17 protein-coding genes, 1 pseudogene and 1 riboswitch are annotated in these 15,052 nt (G+C 65.1%); of the genes and pseudogenes, 12 read left to right on the top strand and 6 right to left on the bottom strand.

Features of this window, described 5'->3' with window-relative positions; all coding sequences use genetic code 11:
- Positions 1-24 precede the first annotated feature (24 nt).
- Entirely contained in the window at positions 25-1,539 is a 1,515-nt protein-coding gene (locus G6R19_RS08060; protein ID WP_163164010.1) for a DUF4389 domain-containing protein, read from the bottom strand.
- A 50-nt stretch (positions 1,540-1,589) separates the two neighbouring features.
- Positions 1,590-2,363: a polysaccharide deacetylase family protein gene (locus G6R19_RS08055; protein WP_163164009.1), complete on the bottom strand. Its 774-nt coding sequence runs from the start codon at positions 2,361-2,363 to the stop codon at positions 1,590-1,592.
- Between the two features lie 508 nt (positions 2,364-2,871).
- On the opposite strand from G6R19_RS08055, the gene G6R19_RS08050 reads away from it, so the two are divergent.
- From G6R19_RS08050 to G6R19_RS08025, 6 genes are all read left to right on the top strand, one after another.
- Entirely contained in the window at positions 2,872-3,084 is a 213-nt protein-coding gene (locus G6R19_RS08050) for a hypothetical protein (RefSeq protein WP_163164008.1), read from the top strand.
- A gap of 77 nt (positions 3,085-3,161) precedes the next feature.
- On the top strand, positions 3,162-3,590 hold the full coding sequence (locus tag G6R19_RS08045; protein ID WP_163164007.1) for a hypothetical protein: 429 nt from the start codon (positions 3,162-3,164) through the stop codon (positions 3,588-3,590).
- A gap of 122 nt (positions 3,591-3,712) precedes the next feature.
- Complete coding sequence (locus G6R19_RS08040; RefSeq protein WP_163164006.1) at positions 3,713-3,901, top strand: hypothetical protein; 189 nt, start codon at positions 3,713-3,715, stop codon at positions 3,899-3,901.
- A 74-nt stretch (positions 3,902-3,975) separates the two neighbouring features.
- Positions 3,976-4,902, top strand: a complete 927-nt coding sequence (locus tag G6R19_RS08035; RefSeq protein WP_163164005.1) for a ribonuclease Z — start codon at positions 3,976-3,978, stop codon at positions 4,900-4,902.
- Between the two features lie 88 nt (positions 4,903-4,990).
- Positions 4,991-6,448 carry an APC family permease gene (locus G6R19_RS08030; RefSeq protein WP_163164004.1) on the top strand — a complete coding sequence of 486 codons (1,458 nt, stop codon included), beginning with the start codon at positions 4,991-4,993 and terminating at the stop codon, positions 6,446-6,448.
- Positions 6,449-6,451: 3 nt separating this feature from the next.
- Entirely contained in the window at positions 6,452-7,927 is a 1,476-nt protein-coding gene (locus G6R19_RS08025; RefSeq protein WP_163164003.1) for a protein adenylyltransferase SelO, read from the top strand.
- Positions 7,928-8,059: 132 nt separating this feature from the next.
- Here G6R19_RS08025 and G6R19_RS08020 read toward each other — a convergent pair whose 3' ends face one another.
- On the bottom strand, positions 8,060-8,932 hold the full coding sequence (locus G6R19_RS08020) for a LysM domain-containing protein (protein ID WP_163164001.1): 873 nt from the start codon (positions 8,930-8,932) through the stop codon (positions 8,060-8,062).
- Positions 8,933-8,935: 3 nt separating this feature from the next.
- Positions 8,936-9,138: riboswitch (cyclic di-AMP (ydaO/yuaA leader) on the bottom strand.
- A gap of 267 nt (positions 9,139-9,405) precedes the next feature.
- On the opposite strand from G6R19_RS08020, the gene G6R19_RS08015 reads away from it, so the two are divergent.
- From G6R19_RS08015 to G6R19_RS08000, 4 genes are all read left to right on the top strand, one after another.
- Positions 9,406-10,380: a dienelactone hydrolase family protein gene (locus G6R19_RS08015; RefSeq protein ID WP_163163999.1), complete on the top strand. Its 975-nt coding sequence runs from the start codon at positions 9,406-9,408 to the stop codon at positions 10,378-10,380.
- Between the two features lie 146 nt (positions 10,381-10,526).
- The gene (locus tag G6R19_RS08010; RefSeq protein WP_163163997.1) at positions 10,527-10,886 is read left to right on the top strand and encodes a TraR/DksA C4-type zinc finger protein; all 360 of its coding nucleotides are present in this window, start codon (positions 10,527-10,529) and stop codon (positions 10,884-10,886) included.
- Positions 10,883-11,452 carry a DNA alkylation repair protein gene (locus tag G6R19_RS08005; RefSeq protein WP_163164155.1) on the top strand — a complete coding sequence of 190 codons (570 nt, stop codon included), beginning with the start codon at positions 10,883-10,885 and terminating at the stop codon, positions 11,450-11,452. Before G6R19_RS08010 ends, G6R19_RS08005 begins: the two co-directional genes overlap by 4 nt.
- On the top strand, positions 11,436-11,879 hold the full coding sequence (locus G6R19_RS08000; RefSeq protein WP_163163995.1) for a DUF1810 domain-containing protein: 444 nt from the start codon (positions 11,436-11,438) through the stop codon (positions 11,877-11,879). The genes G6R19_RS08005 and G6R19_RS08000 overlap by 17 nt, the downstream gene beginning before the upstream one ends.
- A gap of 83 nt (positions 11,880-11,962) precedes the next feature.
- Here G6R19_RS08000 and G6R19_RS07995 read toward each other — a convergent pair whose 3' ends face one another.
- On the bottom strand, positions 11,963-12,856 hold the full coding sequence (locus G6R19_RS07995) for a glucose 1-dehydrogenase (RefSeq protein ID WP_163163993.1): 894 nt from the start codon (positions 12,854-12,856) through the stop codon (positions 11,963-11,965).
- Positions 12,857-12,965: 109 nt separating this feature from the next.
- Positions 12,966-13,484 (bottom strand): metallophosphoesterase, encoded by a 519-nt coding sequence (locus G6R19_RS07990; RefSeq protein ID WP_163163991.1) that lies wholly within the window; start codon positions 13,482-13,484, stop codon positions 12,966-12,968.
- Positions 13,485-13,581: 97 nt separating this feature from the next.
- Here G6R19_RS07990 and G6R19_RS07985 point away from each other — a divergent pair, with 97 nt between their 5' ends.
- The gene (locus tag G6R19_RS07985; RefSeq protein ID WP_163163989.1) at positions 13,582-13,773 is read left to right on the top strand and encodes a DUF1918 domain-containing protein; all 192 of its coding nucleotides are present in this window, start codon (positions 13,582-13,584) and stop codon (positions 13,771-13,773) included.
- A 49-nt stretch (positions 13,774-13,822) separates the two neighbouring features.
- Positions 13,823-14,333: pseudogene (locus G6R19_RS07980) on the top strand (NUDIX hydrolase).
- Positions 14,334-14,346: 13 nt separating this feature from the next.
- Here the strand turns inward: G6R19_RS07980 and G6R19_RS07975 are convergent.
- Complete coding sequence (locus G6R19_RS07975; RefSeq protein WP_163163987.1) at positions 14,347-15,024, bottom strand: endonuclease/exonuclease/phosphatase family protein; 678 nt, start codon at positions 15,022-15,024, stop codon at positions 14,347-14,349.
- Positions 15,025-15,052 lie beyond the last annotated feature (28 nt).

Raw genomic sequence — 15,052 nt, 5'->3', positions numbered from 1 at the left:
TACAGCCTGGAGTTGGAAGCCAGCCTATAGCCCTGCCGTCGCGTCGCGCCCAGGGAGAGGCGTCCCCGCATGTGGCGGGGCCAGGACCGGCCGCGGGAGTTCCCCGGGGCCCTGATCGAGTCGGAACGGCGGGTACTCGTCACGCATCAGCGAAGTGTAGGCGAGGACACGGTATATCCAGCGGTTGATCCCGAGTATCAGGTCGAACAGCGGGCGCTGGTACCGGCCGGTGAAGAGCAATGCCACCACGGCAATCAGGACAAGCAGCCCCAGGAGGGAAAGCCCTGTTCCACGTTCGTAGGTGGTCCCCAGATCACCCGTATCCGCTTGCCAGGTCCAGGTGGTACCGGCGAGCGCGGCAACGACGAGCAGATGCGGGATTGCAAGGAGCCACCATTTGACCAGGACCAGCCCGCGGGAGAGCCGTTCGGGGTAGTCCACTTCGAAGTCGGCAGGATAGTTCGTCCGGCCGAGGGTGAACGGCGGGTAGAGATCGGTGCCTGCGGCGGCGTAGGCGTAGAAGGCGACCCTCCAGTTCCACCGCAGAACTCCCACATTGAAATTGAACAGGCGCCGCGGGTAGCGGCCTGTAAACAGGATGGCGAACCCTGCAAAGATCGTAGTCACGAGGAACGCGAACCAAAGGAAGGCCAGCACGATGAAATGCGGAATGGCCAGGAACCATTTCACCAGCCACATCCAGCGCGACAGGGCGGGGTCAAGTTCGCCGGAGAGCCGTGCAGGGTAGGGTGTCCGGTCCGCTGGCTCCGCCGGGTGGGGGAGGGGCGGCTGAGCTGCTCCCGGCGTTGCCGGAACTCCCACCGTGGTGCCGGGCAGTGCCCCGCCGGGTCCACCGGAGGGCGGTCCCGCATGCCGTCCGAGTCCGGCGGCTCCCAGGATGAGCAAAGGAATCCCGATCACCAGTGCAACGGCTCCGCCCACGAGCAACCCCGTGGCTGCCGGCCGAATCAGGTCGGACCGGAACCCGGCCTGCACCTGTGAGTCGACGCCGAGGCTGGCATCGGCGTTCATGATGACAATTGCCCAGCTGCCGGCGGCGAGATCCCATGTGAGCTCCTGTTCTCCGGCACCGAAGGCGGATGCGGTCCAGAACGTTTGTTCTCCCGGCGGCGACGGTGCGGTTGTGCCCGGAATGTCCCGGTACTCCGCGCGGAAGGGCCGGCTGTCCACGTCAAGCAGCTCCGAGTGGTGCACGCCCGCAAGGTACCGCTCGACGTCGGCCTGGGAAGCGATGCCGATGAAGATCTCCTTGCCGGCTTCCGCCGAGGAGGCCCGCAGCCTGAGCGTGCCGACGTCGAAGGGCAGGCGTGGCGGAATGCCCTCGCCGACGGCGTCAAGCCGGGGCGTGGTCAGAGCGTGCGACCCAACGGAAAAGCGGGCCGTGCCTGACGTCAGGTAGCCGTCGCCTTGGGCGGAGCCAACCACAGACGTTACGGCTCCTCCGGCCAGGGCCGTCAAGCCAAGGAGCGAAATGAGGATTCCCAGGATGAGCATTATTACTGAAGCTGTTTTTTTCATGATGCTGTGCCGCCTACTTGTCTCGGGGCGTCTGCGGTAGGAAGTCCCTGTTAGCGCCCTGCTGTTTGTGACAGCACTTCGGCTGCACCTTGGGCTACCGTGACCACCTGAAGGCCGCTGTCCCTGACGGCTTTCATGTCAGCGTCGAGTACGGCGGTGTCTGTGGTGTAGGCGCCGCCGCCAATGTTCGCGCCTACCTCGTGGTAGGAGAGAATCAGCCAGGCGTTAGCGGCTTTGGCCGTCTCGATCCAGCCCTGGACGGTGGCCGTGGTGGTGGTGGATTCCACGAATTTCACCTTTAGGTTGTAGGCGTTGTAGCTGGTCCGCGTGTTGATACCAGAGCTGTCAGTTCCGTCGTCGTCGTAGGCGCGGTGGTTGGAGTACACCTGTCGGATCGCCGCCAACGTGGCATCGTTGTATTCGGCGTAGGGGGAAGCGAAACTGGTGGCGGCCGACGGGCCGAACATCTGCCGCAGCGTGGCCTGGCTTTCCGTGAGCTCAGAATTGAGCTGCCCGGGGGAGAGCTCGCGGAGGTGCGGGTGCGTGACCGTGTGTGATGCGATCTCATCGCCCCGGCCCGCGAAGTCCTGAATCTGCTCCTGCGTCATGTACTCGGGCTGATCGTTGATGGCTCCCGAGATGATGTACATGGTGGCCGGAATCCCGTACCTCTCCAGGATCGGCAGTGCGTTTTGATGTTGACTGGTCCAGCCGTCGTCGAAGGTAACGCTGATCAGTCCGCGATCAAATCCGTCAACTCTGGCCAAAGCGCCGAGGGTCAGGACCAGAATCATGGAAGCCAGCAAAGTCAGTAGTTTTTTCATCGAGGTGCCCTTATTGCCGGCCGCTGGGAGCTGCCCTGTCCCGCCTCTTTGCGGGATGTCCAGTCATAGCGGCGCCTGTTTACTTTGATACCCGCGAACTGCCGGAGTCCGCGGGGAGGCCGCCCAGCGTAGGGATAGTGTGCTCCCGATGGGACGGCTTGTCGATACCCAATTTGCGCCGGCATCAGGGTGCCCCGGAGGGGTTGAGTACCCCTGCTGCCCGGCCCTGCGCCGCTTCTTCCCCGCCTGCTGGGAGGAGAGTACGCTTGGGTCACCGTTAGGAAGTGTGCGGCCACCATTGCAGACTGGGTGTGGATATCCCCAGCGTTCCGGAAGTGATGCTTAGCGGTTGCTCGAACCCTCTGACTGCCGGTTTTCCGCGGTTCGGTGCCCCTTAAGGTGTGAGCCGCATGTAACGGGCAAGGTCTCCGCCAACCGCCGTGCTCCGGCCTGCCGCGCAGCACTCATCACAAAACCCATGACTTAACAAAACCAAAGAGGAGTCCCCGTGGACCCTGGGGCCGTTCTAGCGCTGATTGCCGGCTACATTGCCGCCGGAGTTGGTGTTTTCCTGCTGTACTCGCCTGTTCTTGTTCTGGTGGTCGGTTTGTTACTCACGGCCGGACTGCTGCAACTACTGGCCTGGCCCTTCCTTGTCCTGATCCGCAAACTGCGCCATAAGCCTGAGCCGCCGCAGGACGGATCGTGGCTCCTGCAATGAGGCAGGAGTTCACACCACGGCCCATTCGTCAGTATGCTTACTATTATCCGCAAGCCGCTGAAGAGAAAGGCATCACCATGACGGAACAGAACCTGCCTGACGACGAACTTGAAATCGTCGAGGAGAACGATGTGCTCCTTGACGAGACCCCCGGTGCGGCTTCTTCCCTTGAGTTGGACCCCGTTATGGGCGGCCAGCCTGACAGCTACCCCGGCGCCGCGGAGAACAATCCGGACCGCTGGCAGGAGGATCCGCTGCTGCAGGACGAAGTTTCCGGCGAGGAGGAGGATTTCCTCAGCGACCAGACCCTGCGCGATGACATGAAGGCGACCCGCGACGGGGCCGGGGATGAACTCCCGGCAAGCACACCGACCCTGGGCGAGGCAGTTGCCGATGTGGACTTCGGCGAAGACCCCACAGGCCCGGAAGCGGACGCCAGCGATGACCAGGAAAACTTCGGCGGCTCGCCCCTCAGCGAATTCGACCCGGATGACATGGAGCGCTAGTACCCAATGCCGGCGGAGGAAGATGGCGGGGCTCCTGCCCTAGCCGAAAATCTAAACTACGCTAAAATGATAAGCAGGCTGATGAATATCGGTTGGCAGGATCAAAACTGAAGGAGTTTCACATGAACTTGGGAAGCATGATCAGGAATGCCGCTGGACGATTCGCAGGCAGGTCCGGCACCGGCGGAACAGTCCGCGGCACCGGAATGAACGCCGCAGGGCGGACGCCCCACACCACAGGCGCCATGGGCGGCCGGCCGGGCACCGGCGGCATGGCCAGCAAAATCATGGGCATGCTCAAGCGGCGCTGACCCGTCACACTGAACTCAACCATCAAGCAGGTCCCGGATCATTCCGGAACCTGCTTTTTGGTCCCACTAGAACCATGCGAGAACTCGTCGTCCTGGGCACCGCCTCCCAGGTTCCCACCCGGACCCGCAACCACAACGGCTACCTGCTTCGCTGGGACGGCCAGGGGCTGCTTTTCGACCCCGGCGAGGGTACCCAGCGCCAGATGATCCTTGCAGGCGTCTCGGCAACCCAGATCACGCGCATCTGCCTCACCCACGTCCACGGAGACCACTGTTTCGGCCTGCCCGGCGTGCTGTCGCGCATGGCGCTGGACGGTGTGGCCCACCCCGTCCACCTGCACTACCCGGCGTCCGGCGCGGAGGTGGTCCGCGCCCTGGTGTCCATCAGCTCGCCGGGGATAGACCTGCGGCTTCACCCGCACGGCGGGAGCGGGACTGTGGCAGAAGGCCTGGAGGTCCGGCCGCTGAAGCACCGCATCGAGACCTACGGCTACCGGCTGGTCGAACCGGATCGCCGCACCCTGCTGCCCGACCGCCTTGCCGCAGCGGGGATCACGGGGGCCGACGTCGGACGCCTCCAGCGCGAAACCACCCTGGCCGGCGTCCATATTAACGACGTCAGCGTCGCCCGGCCGGGGCAGCGCTTCGCCTTCGTTATGGACACCGCTCCCTGCAGGGGCGCGGAGGACCTGGCGGACGGCGTCGACCTCCTTGTCGCGGAGTCCACCTTCAGCGACGACGACGCCGCGCTCGCCACCCAGTACCGTCACCTGACAGCCGGGCAGGCAGGAGCGCTGGCCGCCGGCGGCGAGGTAAACACCCTCGTGCTGACGCACTTTTCGGCACGGTACGACGACGTCAGCGGGTTGGGTGCGCAGGCCGGCGCCCGTGCCGCACGGGCAAAGGTCATCACCGCCCACGACCTGCAACGGATTGCCTTTCCCAAGCGGCGGCGGTGTCACCAAGACCCCACCCTGACGAGGGGCGGGGGGCGGGACTGATTATTGCCAAACCCAACCATGAGGTAGAGAGTGAATTATCCGGTAGGCACCCCGGGCCTACCCGCCCACTGTGTTGTGGAGGTCGACAATGAGCAAAACTTCCGAAGAAGTCTTCGACGCTACTCCTGAAGGAAGGGAACCCGAACTCAAGCGGGTCCTTGGCCCCAAGCTCCTCCTGCTCTTCATTGTGGGCGACATCCTGGGTGCGGGCGTCTATGCAGTCACGGGAACCATGGCAGGAACCGTGGGCGGCATCGTGTGGCTGCCGTTCCTGCTGGCCTTCGTGGTGGCCACCCTGACAGCCTTCTCCTACCTGGAGCTGGTCACGCAGTATCCGCAGGCTGCCGGTGCCGCCCTCTATACGCACAAGGCGTTCGGCATCCACTTCGTCACCTTCCTGGTGGCCTTTGCCGTGGTGTGTTCAGGCATCACCAGCGCCTCCACCTCAGCGAATGTCCTCGCCCAGAACCTGTTTGGAGGGTTCGAGATCAACGGATGGATGGGACTTCCCGGGCAGGGTGTCATCACCGCGGTAGCAATGGGCTTTATGCTGCTCCTCGCTGCCATCAACCTCCGCGGCGTGGGGGAGAGCGTGAAGTTCAATGTGGTGCTCACCCTGGTGGAGATGATCGCGCTGTGCATCGTGATCGGCGTCGGCTTCTTTGTGATGTCCCAGGGGACGGGGAACCCCGGCGAGATCTTCGTCTTCAACGACTACCAGGACAAGGGGATGTTCCTTGCGGTCACCGCAGCCACCTCCATCGCGTTCTTCGCCATGGTGGGCTTTGAGGATTCCGTGAACATGGTTGAAGAGACCAGGAATCCGGAAAGGATCTTCCCGCGCACCATGCTGACCGGCCTCGGAATAGCCGTGCTCCTGTACATGCTGGTCGCGGTCTCCGTGGTCAGCGTGCTGACTCCCACGGAACTGGAGAACATCCGGGAAGCCGAGGGTGCAGCCCTCCTTGAAGTGGTCCACAAAGGCTCACCCGATTTCCCGATCGACAGGATCTTCCCGTTCCTCGCGGTCTTTGCCGTGGCCAATACGGCGCTGATCAACATGCTGATGGCCAGCCGCCTCATTTACGGCATGGCGCGCCAGCGCGTCCTGCCACATGCCCTCGGGAAAGTCCTGCTTGTCCGCCGCACACCGTGGGCCGGCATCGTCTTCTCAACCGTCCTGGCACTGGGACTCATCCTGTACGTGACCAGCGATCCGGAAAGCAACATCGTGGCCAACCTCTCGGGCACCACGGCCTTCCTGCTGCTGTGCGTGTTCACTGTAGTGAACGTGGCGTGCGTGGTGCTGCGGCGCAAGCGGGACCCCAACCGCAAGGTGTTCTTCACCTCCCCGGGGCAGCTGCCCGTGGTGGCCGCTCTGCTGTGCGCTTTCCTGGCCGGGCCCTGGGTGGGCCGGAATGTCATCCAGTACCAGATTGCCGGCGGCCTGATGGCCATCGGCGTTGTGCTCTGGTTCGTCACGTGGCTGATCAACCGGAGAACGAACCAGGGTCAACCTGAAAAAGAAGCAAGTGGAAAGGCTTAACACATGACAGCTGCTGCAGAATCAACTGTCACCTTTGACGGACGCTTCGCCAGGGAACTGTCCGAGCTCGCTGTTCCCTGGCAGGCAGAGGAAGCCCCCGAGCCGAAGCTGCTCATCCTCAATGACGGGCTGGCAAGGGAGTTAGGGCTTGATCCGGAATACCTCCGGTCCCCTGAGGGCGTACGGCTCCTCCTGGGCAATCACGTTCCGGAAGGATCGACGCCGGTGGCGCAGGCGTATGCCGGCCACCAGTTCGGCGGCTACTCCCCGCTCTTGGGCGACGGGCGCGCCCTTCTACTTGGCGAGGTGACCGACGCGGAGGGCAGGCTCCGGGACGTCCACCTGAAAGGTTCGGGCCGCACGCCGTTCGCCCGCGCCGGGGACGGCCGTGCCGTCGTCGGACCCATGCTGCGGGAGTACCTCGTCAGTGAGGCGATGCACGCCCTCGGCATCCCCTCGACCCGTTCCCTTGCGGTGGTGGGCACCGGCCGCCCGGTCCGCCGCGACACGATGCTTCCCGGGGCCGTGCTGACAAGGGTGGCCAGCAGCCACCTGCGGGTGGGCAGCTTCCAGTACGCGAGGGCCACCGAAAACCTGGACCTCCTGCGCCGTCTGGCGGACCATGCCATCAGCCGGCACTACCCCGATGCCGCCAAGGCAGAAAACCCCTACCTCGAGCTTTTCGAAAGGGTGGTGGCCGCCCAGGCATCGCTGGTGGCGCAGTGGATGCTGGTGGGATTCGTTCACGGCGTTATGAACACGGACAACATGACCATCTCCGGAGAAACCATCGACTATGGGCCCTGCGCCTTTATGGACGCCTTTAATCCTGCCGCGGTCTACAGCTCCATTGACGTCGGCGGGCGCTATGCGTACGCCAACCAGCCGGTCATTGCCGAATGGAACCTGGCCCGACTCGCCGAGGCCATGCTGCCGCTCTTTAACGAGGACCAGGAACAGGCCGTGGCCCCTGCCGTGGAGGCACTCGGCAGGTTCCGCCGCCAATACAGTGACGCCTGGTTCTCCGGCATGAAAACCAAACTCGGTTTGGCAGCAGCACCACCGGAAACCCCTGAGGCTGAAGAAGCCTCGGAAGTGGTGGACGGGCTCGTGGCCCTCCTGAAGGATGGACCAATCGATTACACGTCCTTCTTCCGGAACCTGGCCCACGCGGCAAGGGGAAATGAACGCCCTGCCAGGGGGATGGTCCTGGACCTGGCTGCCTTCGACGCATGGGCGCAGCGGTGGCGTGCCCTGCACCCCGACGCCGGCATGATGGACCGGGTCAACCCCGCCTACATACCGCGCAACCACCTGGTGGAGGAAGCGCTCGCCGCAGCAACGGAGGGAGACCTTGATCCCTTCACCCAACTCCTCGACGTGGTCCGTAGCCCCTTCCACGAGCGGCCGGGGCTCGAACGCTACGCCGAAGGAGCGCCGGAGGACTTCGGCAGCTACCAGACCTTCTGCGGCACCTAAGCAGCCACGGCCTAAGCAGTCACGGCACCTGCGGGCAGGCTGCCGGGAGGCCCGGCTGCCGGAGGCCGGGCAACAAAACAGGGGCGGCAGCCGGGAACAATCCCGTCTGCCGCCCCTGTTCGGGTGGTGTGACTACGCTACGCGGACGAAGGAAGCGCCGCTGAGCCAGCTGATGGAGTGGACCTCGGTCTTGAAACCGTCCACGCCGCCGCTGACAACCTGGCCGTTGCCGGCGAAGACGCCCACGTGGCCGGCGGTGATCACCAGGTCACCGGGAGCGGGGGTGCCCACAGTGGAGCCGTACTGGTAGAACTGGCCCGGGGCGAGGTCGCCAACGCCCTTGCCCACCGAGCGGAGAGCCTTCTCCACCATGGCGGTGCAGTCCTGCTGGACGCCCAGCTGGCCGTACGCGGCCGCCAGGATGGCTGCGCCGGTGCCGGTGCCGGCGGCTGCCGGTGCCGGAGCGGGTGCTGCCGGAGCCGGAGCAGGCGTCGTGGAGGCGTAGGAGATGTTCATTCCGGTGTTAGCGGGAGCAGCAGCAGCCTTGACGGGAGCCGGAGCAGCAGCCTTGGCGGGAGCCGGAGCAGCTGCAACGGCGCCGGCGCCGGCGCCGGGGATCTGGATCTGGTCGCCGGGGAAGATGATCGTGTCGATCGACAGACCGTTGGCGGACAGAACGTCATTCAGGGCCACACTGTTGGCGGCCGAGATGGCGCCCAGGGTGTCGCCGGAGACGACAGTGTGCACGTTGGCTGCAGCTGCTGCTGCGGGGGCGGCCACTGCAGCGGCCGGCGCTGCATAAGCCTGGGTGTTGGTGGTCTCAGTGGTGTCCGGACCGGTGACGCCTGCGTGGGCCGGGGCGCCCACACCGAAGGCAATGCCGGAAGCTGCGGCTACGGCGAGCGCCGGGCGGCCAAGTGACTTGGCTGAGACAGCCAAGCCCTGGAGCGCGATTGAGCGGGCCGGAGTCGCGCGGTGACGGGCTGTGGTGGAATTTTTTGACACGGTTGATCGCCTCTCCCATGCCTGCGGGGTGAGCTGTCGGGTTCGGGTTGGAGATACCCGGCCGGCAGCGACTCCGAACGGAACAGAGGCGCTATCGACTTAACCCCAAGGCCTCGAATGAGGCCGCGGAAACTTGGTTCCCCCGTCCCTGCCAGCTGGAAACGATTGAATCCCGGGTCAGTGGCAGGGCTCGGCATACTGACGGGAATGTCCCGTCTGAGAGGGACACCAGAAGACCATAGCCCGATTCGGGACCTATTGTCACGTTTGGGTAACATACGAGGTGCTCCTATCGCATTTGGCAAAGGAATAGATTCATTTGCCACATCCGCCTGACCTCGCGAGATAGGCGCGCCGCGCAACCCGGCGTGGTGTTTGTCACAAACTGATAAAGGGATCCGAAAAGTGACCGTATAACCCTTGCCCGGAGGGACCGGAGGGAGGAGGATGTTCGGCACCGGCGAGGAGGCGCAGTGACCCAGCTAGGCAAGTATGAGAAATACCTGATCGAGGAATTTTTTGACGACTACCGTGCCGGGGCGCTGAGCCAGCGCACCTTCACCCGGCGGGTTGCCTTCATCACCGGCAGCATGGCGGCGGCTGCGGCGGCGATGCTGCTGGTGGGCTGCACGCCCAGTGAGGTACCGCGGAGCACCGACCCCATGCCCGCCCCGGAGCCTTCAACTTCCCCGGCCGCGGGGACTGCCGGTTCCGGTGCAGTGCCCGGGGCGAAGAGCCCGCTTTCCGTACCCGAGGGTGCGCCAGGGATGACGACGGCGACCGTACAGTTTCCGTCCGGCGGAACCTCAGTCAGCGCCTATTTGGCCAGGCCAGAGCGGGAAGGGCGCAGCCCTGCCGTGCTGATCTGCCATGAGAACCGCGGCCTGACACCCCATATCGAAGACGTAGCACGCCGCTTCGCGAAAGCTGGCTACGCGGCCCTCGCCCTTGACCTGCTCAGCCGGGAGGGCGGGACTGCGAACATGGACCGCGACGCTGTTCCCGGTGCCCTCACCCAGGCCGGCGCCCAGCGCCACGTTGCCGACTTCGCAGCCGCACTGGAGTATCTCAAAGCCCAGGACTTCGTGGACGGCGGGCGCATCGCCATGACCGGCTACTGCTTCGGCGGCGGCATCACGTGGCAGGCGGCCACCGAGCTGGACGGGTTAAAAGCCACCTCGGCGTTTTATGGGCCAGCCCCTGACCTGGGCAAGGTGCCCGGCATCAAGGCCGCCGTTTTCGGGGTATATGCCGAACTTGACCAGCGCATCACGGGCGCGATGCCTGCTCTCAAGGATGCGCTCGCAGCCACTGATGTTGTCCATCAGCTCACCGTCTACCCCGGCGTTGACCATGCCTTCCACAACGACACGGGCGACCGCTACAACGAAGCCCAGGCTACGGCGGCGTGGAACGATACCCTCGCGTGGTTCGGGCAGCACCTCTAGGGCGCGGCATGCGCGCCTGGCGTGCGGAAGGCGGATGTTTCTCCGAGCCATAACGAGAAACGCTGGCCGTCAATGACGGCTCGCCGTGCGCCGCCTGGAACCACCGGTGGCGAGGAACTGGTACTGACCCCGCGTAGGCTTTTCCCATGCCCGACTACGAACGGTTTCGGATCCTGCTTGAGGAGGAACGGGAGCGGAAGGTTGCCCTCCTGCCGGCCCTCCGTGCGGACATCGCCTCCGCAAATTCAGCGCGCCAGGACTCCAACGTGGATGACGAACACGATCCGGAGGGCTCCACCATCGCCTTCGAGCTGTCCCAGGCGTCCGCCCTGCTAAAGCAGAGCAGTGCTGGGCTCGGAGAAGTGGAGGCGGCCCTGGCCAGGATCGCCGCCGGCACTTATGGGACCTGCGCCGTCTGCGGGGAAGCTATCGCCGAAGGCAGGCTGGAGGCGCGGCCGTGGACTCCGTTCTGCATCCGGCACGCATCGGCAGGCCGCGGTCAATGAGCATCGGCGTGGACCACGTGACGGCTGCCGCCGCCTTCGTTGACCGCACGCTGCAGAACGAGGGTGCCTGGTACCGTGCGGACGACGTCGAGCGCCGGCTGGGCGGGCAGCTGGCCTCCTACGGCTCCTCAGTGGGTGCTGTCCGGGGAACCATCCGCGACGCGCTCCGCAAGTACAAGGACTTCGATCACGACGGCGTGGTACAGCTGGCATCCGCCCTGTGGGGTCAGCCCCGGCCAGGCTCCAAGGCAGTCTTCGAGCGCCGGCTTGCCGCCGTTGTGCTGCTGCAAACCAAGGTGTCTCTACTGCGCCATTCGGACCTGACGCGGATTGAGGGCTTCCTGCGCTCTGCCGGCACGAACGAACTGGCCGAACCCCTGCTGGCCGACGTCGTGGCGCCCTTCCTGGCCCGGCTCGGCGGGCGCGACCGGCAGCGCGCAGATGTTGTCCTGGCCCGGTGGCGGACGGACTCCGACAGCCGGCTGGTCAGCGCCGCCGCCTACCTCGCACAGCAACCTGCCCCCGAAGCCCCACCACAAGGAGACCCCCATGAACGATCCCTATAACCTGGACCGCTTTGTTGCCGCGCAGGACAGCGGCGGAACCTATGACCAGGCCCTGGCGGAACTGCAGCTGGGAAGGAAATCCGGCCACTGGATGTGGTTCATCTTCCCGCAGATCGCCGGCCTGGGCCAGAGTGACATGTCGCGGCGGTACGCCATCAGCTCCCTTGCCGAAGCCCGGGACTACCTGGACCATCCCGTGCTGGGCCCCAGGCTGCTTGACTGCGCACTTGCCGTCACCAACCACAAAGGCCGCCCGGCGGAGGACATCCTCGGCGGAATCGACGCCCGGAAGCTGCAGTCGTCCATGACGCTTTTCCTCCGCGCAGCTCCCGGGGAGACCGTCTTCAAAACCGTCCTGGCCCAGTTCTTCGATGGGCAGCCGGATGCCGCTACCGACGAGCTGCTGGCGGGCAAGGACGAACAGTAAGGCCAACGCTTAAGAGCCGACGGCGGCGCCCTGCGCAATTGCGCAAAGGTACCGCCGTCGGACTCACATGCTGTAGCTCAACGCTACGGCGAGGGGCTGCCGCCGTTGACGTTCAGCGTTTCCCCGATGACGTAGCTGGACTCCGGCGATGCCAGGAAAACATACGCCGGGGCGAGCTCCGCCGGCTGTCCCGCCCGGCCCAGGGGAGTGGACTGGCCGAACTCCGGCAGGTCCTCCTTGGGCTGGCCGCTGCTGACCTGCAGCGGCGTCCAGATGGGTCCCGGCGCTACGGCGTTGACGCGGATGCCCTTCGGCGCGAGCTGCTGGGCCAGCCCCTTGGTGAAGTTGTTGATGCTGCCCTTTGTGGTGGCGTAGTCCAGCAGCGTGGGGGACGGGTTGTAAGCCTGGATGGACGTGGTGTTGATGATGGTTGATCCTGCGGGCATGTGCGGGAGGGCAGCCTTGGTCAGCCAGAACATCGCGTACACATTGGTCTTCAGGGTGTGGTCGAACTGCTCGTCCGTGATGGCGGTCAGCTCCTCCTGCGCCACCTGCTTGCCGGCGTTGTTCACCAGGATGTCTACGCCGCCGAGCACGGCCACCGCGGTGTCAACCACCTCGCGGCAGACGTTGGGGTCCTTCAGGTCTCCGGGGACCTTGACGGCCTTGCGGCCGGCGGCCTCGATCAGTCCGGCGATGCGGGCTGCGTCCTCTTCCTCCTCCGGCAGGTAGGACAGGACGACGTCGGCCCCCTCCCGGGCGAAGGCGATGGCGGTGGCCGCCCCGATCCCGGAGTCCGCGCCGGTCACGATGGCCTTCCTGCCTTCCAGCCGGCCGGTCCCGCGGTAGGTGTTCTCGCCGAGGTCCGCTTTGGGCTCCAGCTCAGCGTCCAGGCCGGGCTCGGGCTGGTGCTGCTCGGGGGGAGAGATTTTTCCGTAGGCGGTCACGGGGTCGCGGAAGGTGTACTGGTCTGTCATGGTGGTCCTCCTGTTGGGTAGGGGTGGAACACGGTAAAACTAAGCATGCTTACCGTTCCAAGCCTAGGCACATCGGCCTGTCCCTGCCAACCCGCTTTTCAGTACTGGTTCAGTGGCGTTTCGAGTCCGGGCGGACCTCCACCAGCCTGACATCACTGATGGTTCCCGAGTCCACTACCGCTGTCATGTACGTGCAGGCAGGCTGGCGGCGCCGGTCCGTGGGGGAGCCCGGGTTCAGCAGCCGCAGTCCTCCCGGGGAGGTGGTGTCCCACGGGATGTGGCTGTGCCCGAAGACCAGCACGTCGGCGTCCGGGTAAAGCGCCTCGCACCGCGCTTCCCGGCCCTTCGCCTGTCCGGTTTCGTGCGCCATGGCGAACCGGACACCCTCAAGTGTGGCGGTGGCCGTTTCAGGCAACCGGGCGCGCAGGTCAGGACCGTCGTTATTGCCGTAGACACCAATCAGGCGGCTGCTGCGGTGCTCCAGCTGGTCCAGCAGTTCCGCCGTCACCCAGTCGCCGGCGTGGAACACCACATCAGCGCTTTCGACGGCGGCCCGCAACTGCGCGGGGAGTGCCTTGGCGCGCTTGGGCACGTGGGTATCGGCGACCAGCAGAAGGTTAAGCGGCATGGGGAAATCCTGCCATGCCGGCCCGGTTCCGCCGGCAACTTTTTTGGCATTGTTCCTCATGGCGGGCAGTCGTAATCTGGGGCTGGAGGTGATAGCCATGGAGGCTGCACAGGGTGACAGGATCATCGTTCACGGAAGGAACGTCGGGTCGACAGACCGGCACGGCGTAATTCTGGAAGTGCGCGGGCAGGGCGGAACGCCGCCCTACCTGGTCCGCTTTGACGACGGCCACGAAACCATCATGTACCCCGGCGGTGATTTCGCCGTCGAACGCGGCAACGGGCACTAGCGCCGCGCAGTAGATGCGCCGCTTCCGGTCCACCTGTCAGACTGGAGCGATGGATCACTCGCTGGCTTCAACGCCGTCCTCCACACCGCCTGTCCGTACCGGCCCGCGCGATCCCGGTGACGCCTGGGTGGACGGGGAACACGGCAGGTACTGGGGCAGGTTCGGCGCTGCCGGGGTGCTCGCCTACGATCCCGCCAAGGGTGTGCTCCTGCAGCACCGCGCCATCTGGAGCCACAACGGGGGAACCTGGGGACTGCCCGGCGGGGCGCTCCATGAAGGCGAGGACGCCGTTGTGGGCGCATTGCGTGAGGCCTATGAGGAGGCCGCCGTGCCGCCGGAGAACGTTGACGTGCTCTTCACCTCGGTGCTGGACCTGGACTACTGGTCCTACACCACGGTGGTGGTACTGGTGACGGAGCCGTTTGATCCGGTCATCAGCGATCCGGAGAGCCTTGAACTGCTGTGGATTCCGCTGGCGTGACGTGGAAAGCAAGGAGTTGCATCCCGGTTTCGCGGCCGCGTGGCCGGACCTGCGGGAGCGGCTCGTTTCCGGCGCTTAGCCGTGGACGCCCGTCAGTAGTCCGGGCCGTATTCGGCGTGGACCAGGATGGGCAGGTGGTCCGAGTTGCCGCGCGGGAGGGTCTCCACGCTCGTGATGTCGAGCCCCAGCGACGTTGCGAAGTCGAAGTGGCCCTTGAACACCTTGTAGCGGGTGTACGTGCGCCGGTTGCTCAGCGAGAGGGCATACCCAGAGTTCTTCATGTGCACGTGCAGGTTCTTGGTGAAGAACGGGTAGTTGAAATCCCCCACCATCAGCGTCATCAGGCCCTTGCCCATGCTGAGGAGCTCGGCGTGGGCGGCGTGGATCTGCTTCCGCCGCAGCGAGTTGGAGGCGGTCAGGGGTGCGGCGTGGAAGGAACCGATCACCAGTTCGTGCTGGGTCTCGTTGTCCATCACGCGGGTTCCGATGAGCCGTTCGTGGGCCGGTGCCAGTACGCGGTCATGCATCGACTTCTTCAAGGCGAAGGACTGGGTGTCCAGGGCCGTGAATCGGCTGGTGCGGTAGTAGATGGCGAGCCCGAGCCGGTTTCCCTTGGTGGCGTCCGCGAGGTGAAGCGGGCCAAGGGTTTCCGGGAGGTCGCTGGAATCCACCTCCTGGAGGCAGAGCGCATCAATATCGTGGTTCCGTGCCAGGGCAAGGAGTTCACCGCTTGCCTTGTGCTTGCGGAGGTTGTAGCTGATGACGCGCATGGAACACCTCTTCCGAGGGTTGCTGACA

The sequence above is a fragment of the Arthrobacter sp. Alg241-R88 genome (assembly GCF_900537115.1).
In the GTDB taxonomy this organism is placed as follows: domain Bacteria; phylum Actinomycetota; class Actinomycetes; order Actinomycetales; family Micrococcaceae; genus Arthrobacter.
The sequence above is the reverse complement of the archived record's forward strand: the minus strand, read 5'-3'. Positions and strand labels throughout refer to the sequence as shown.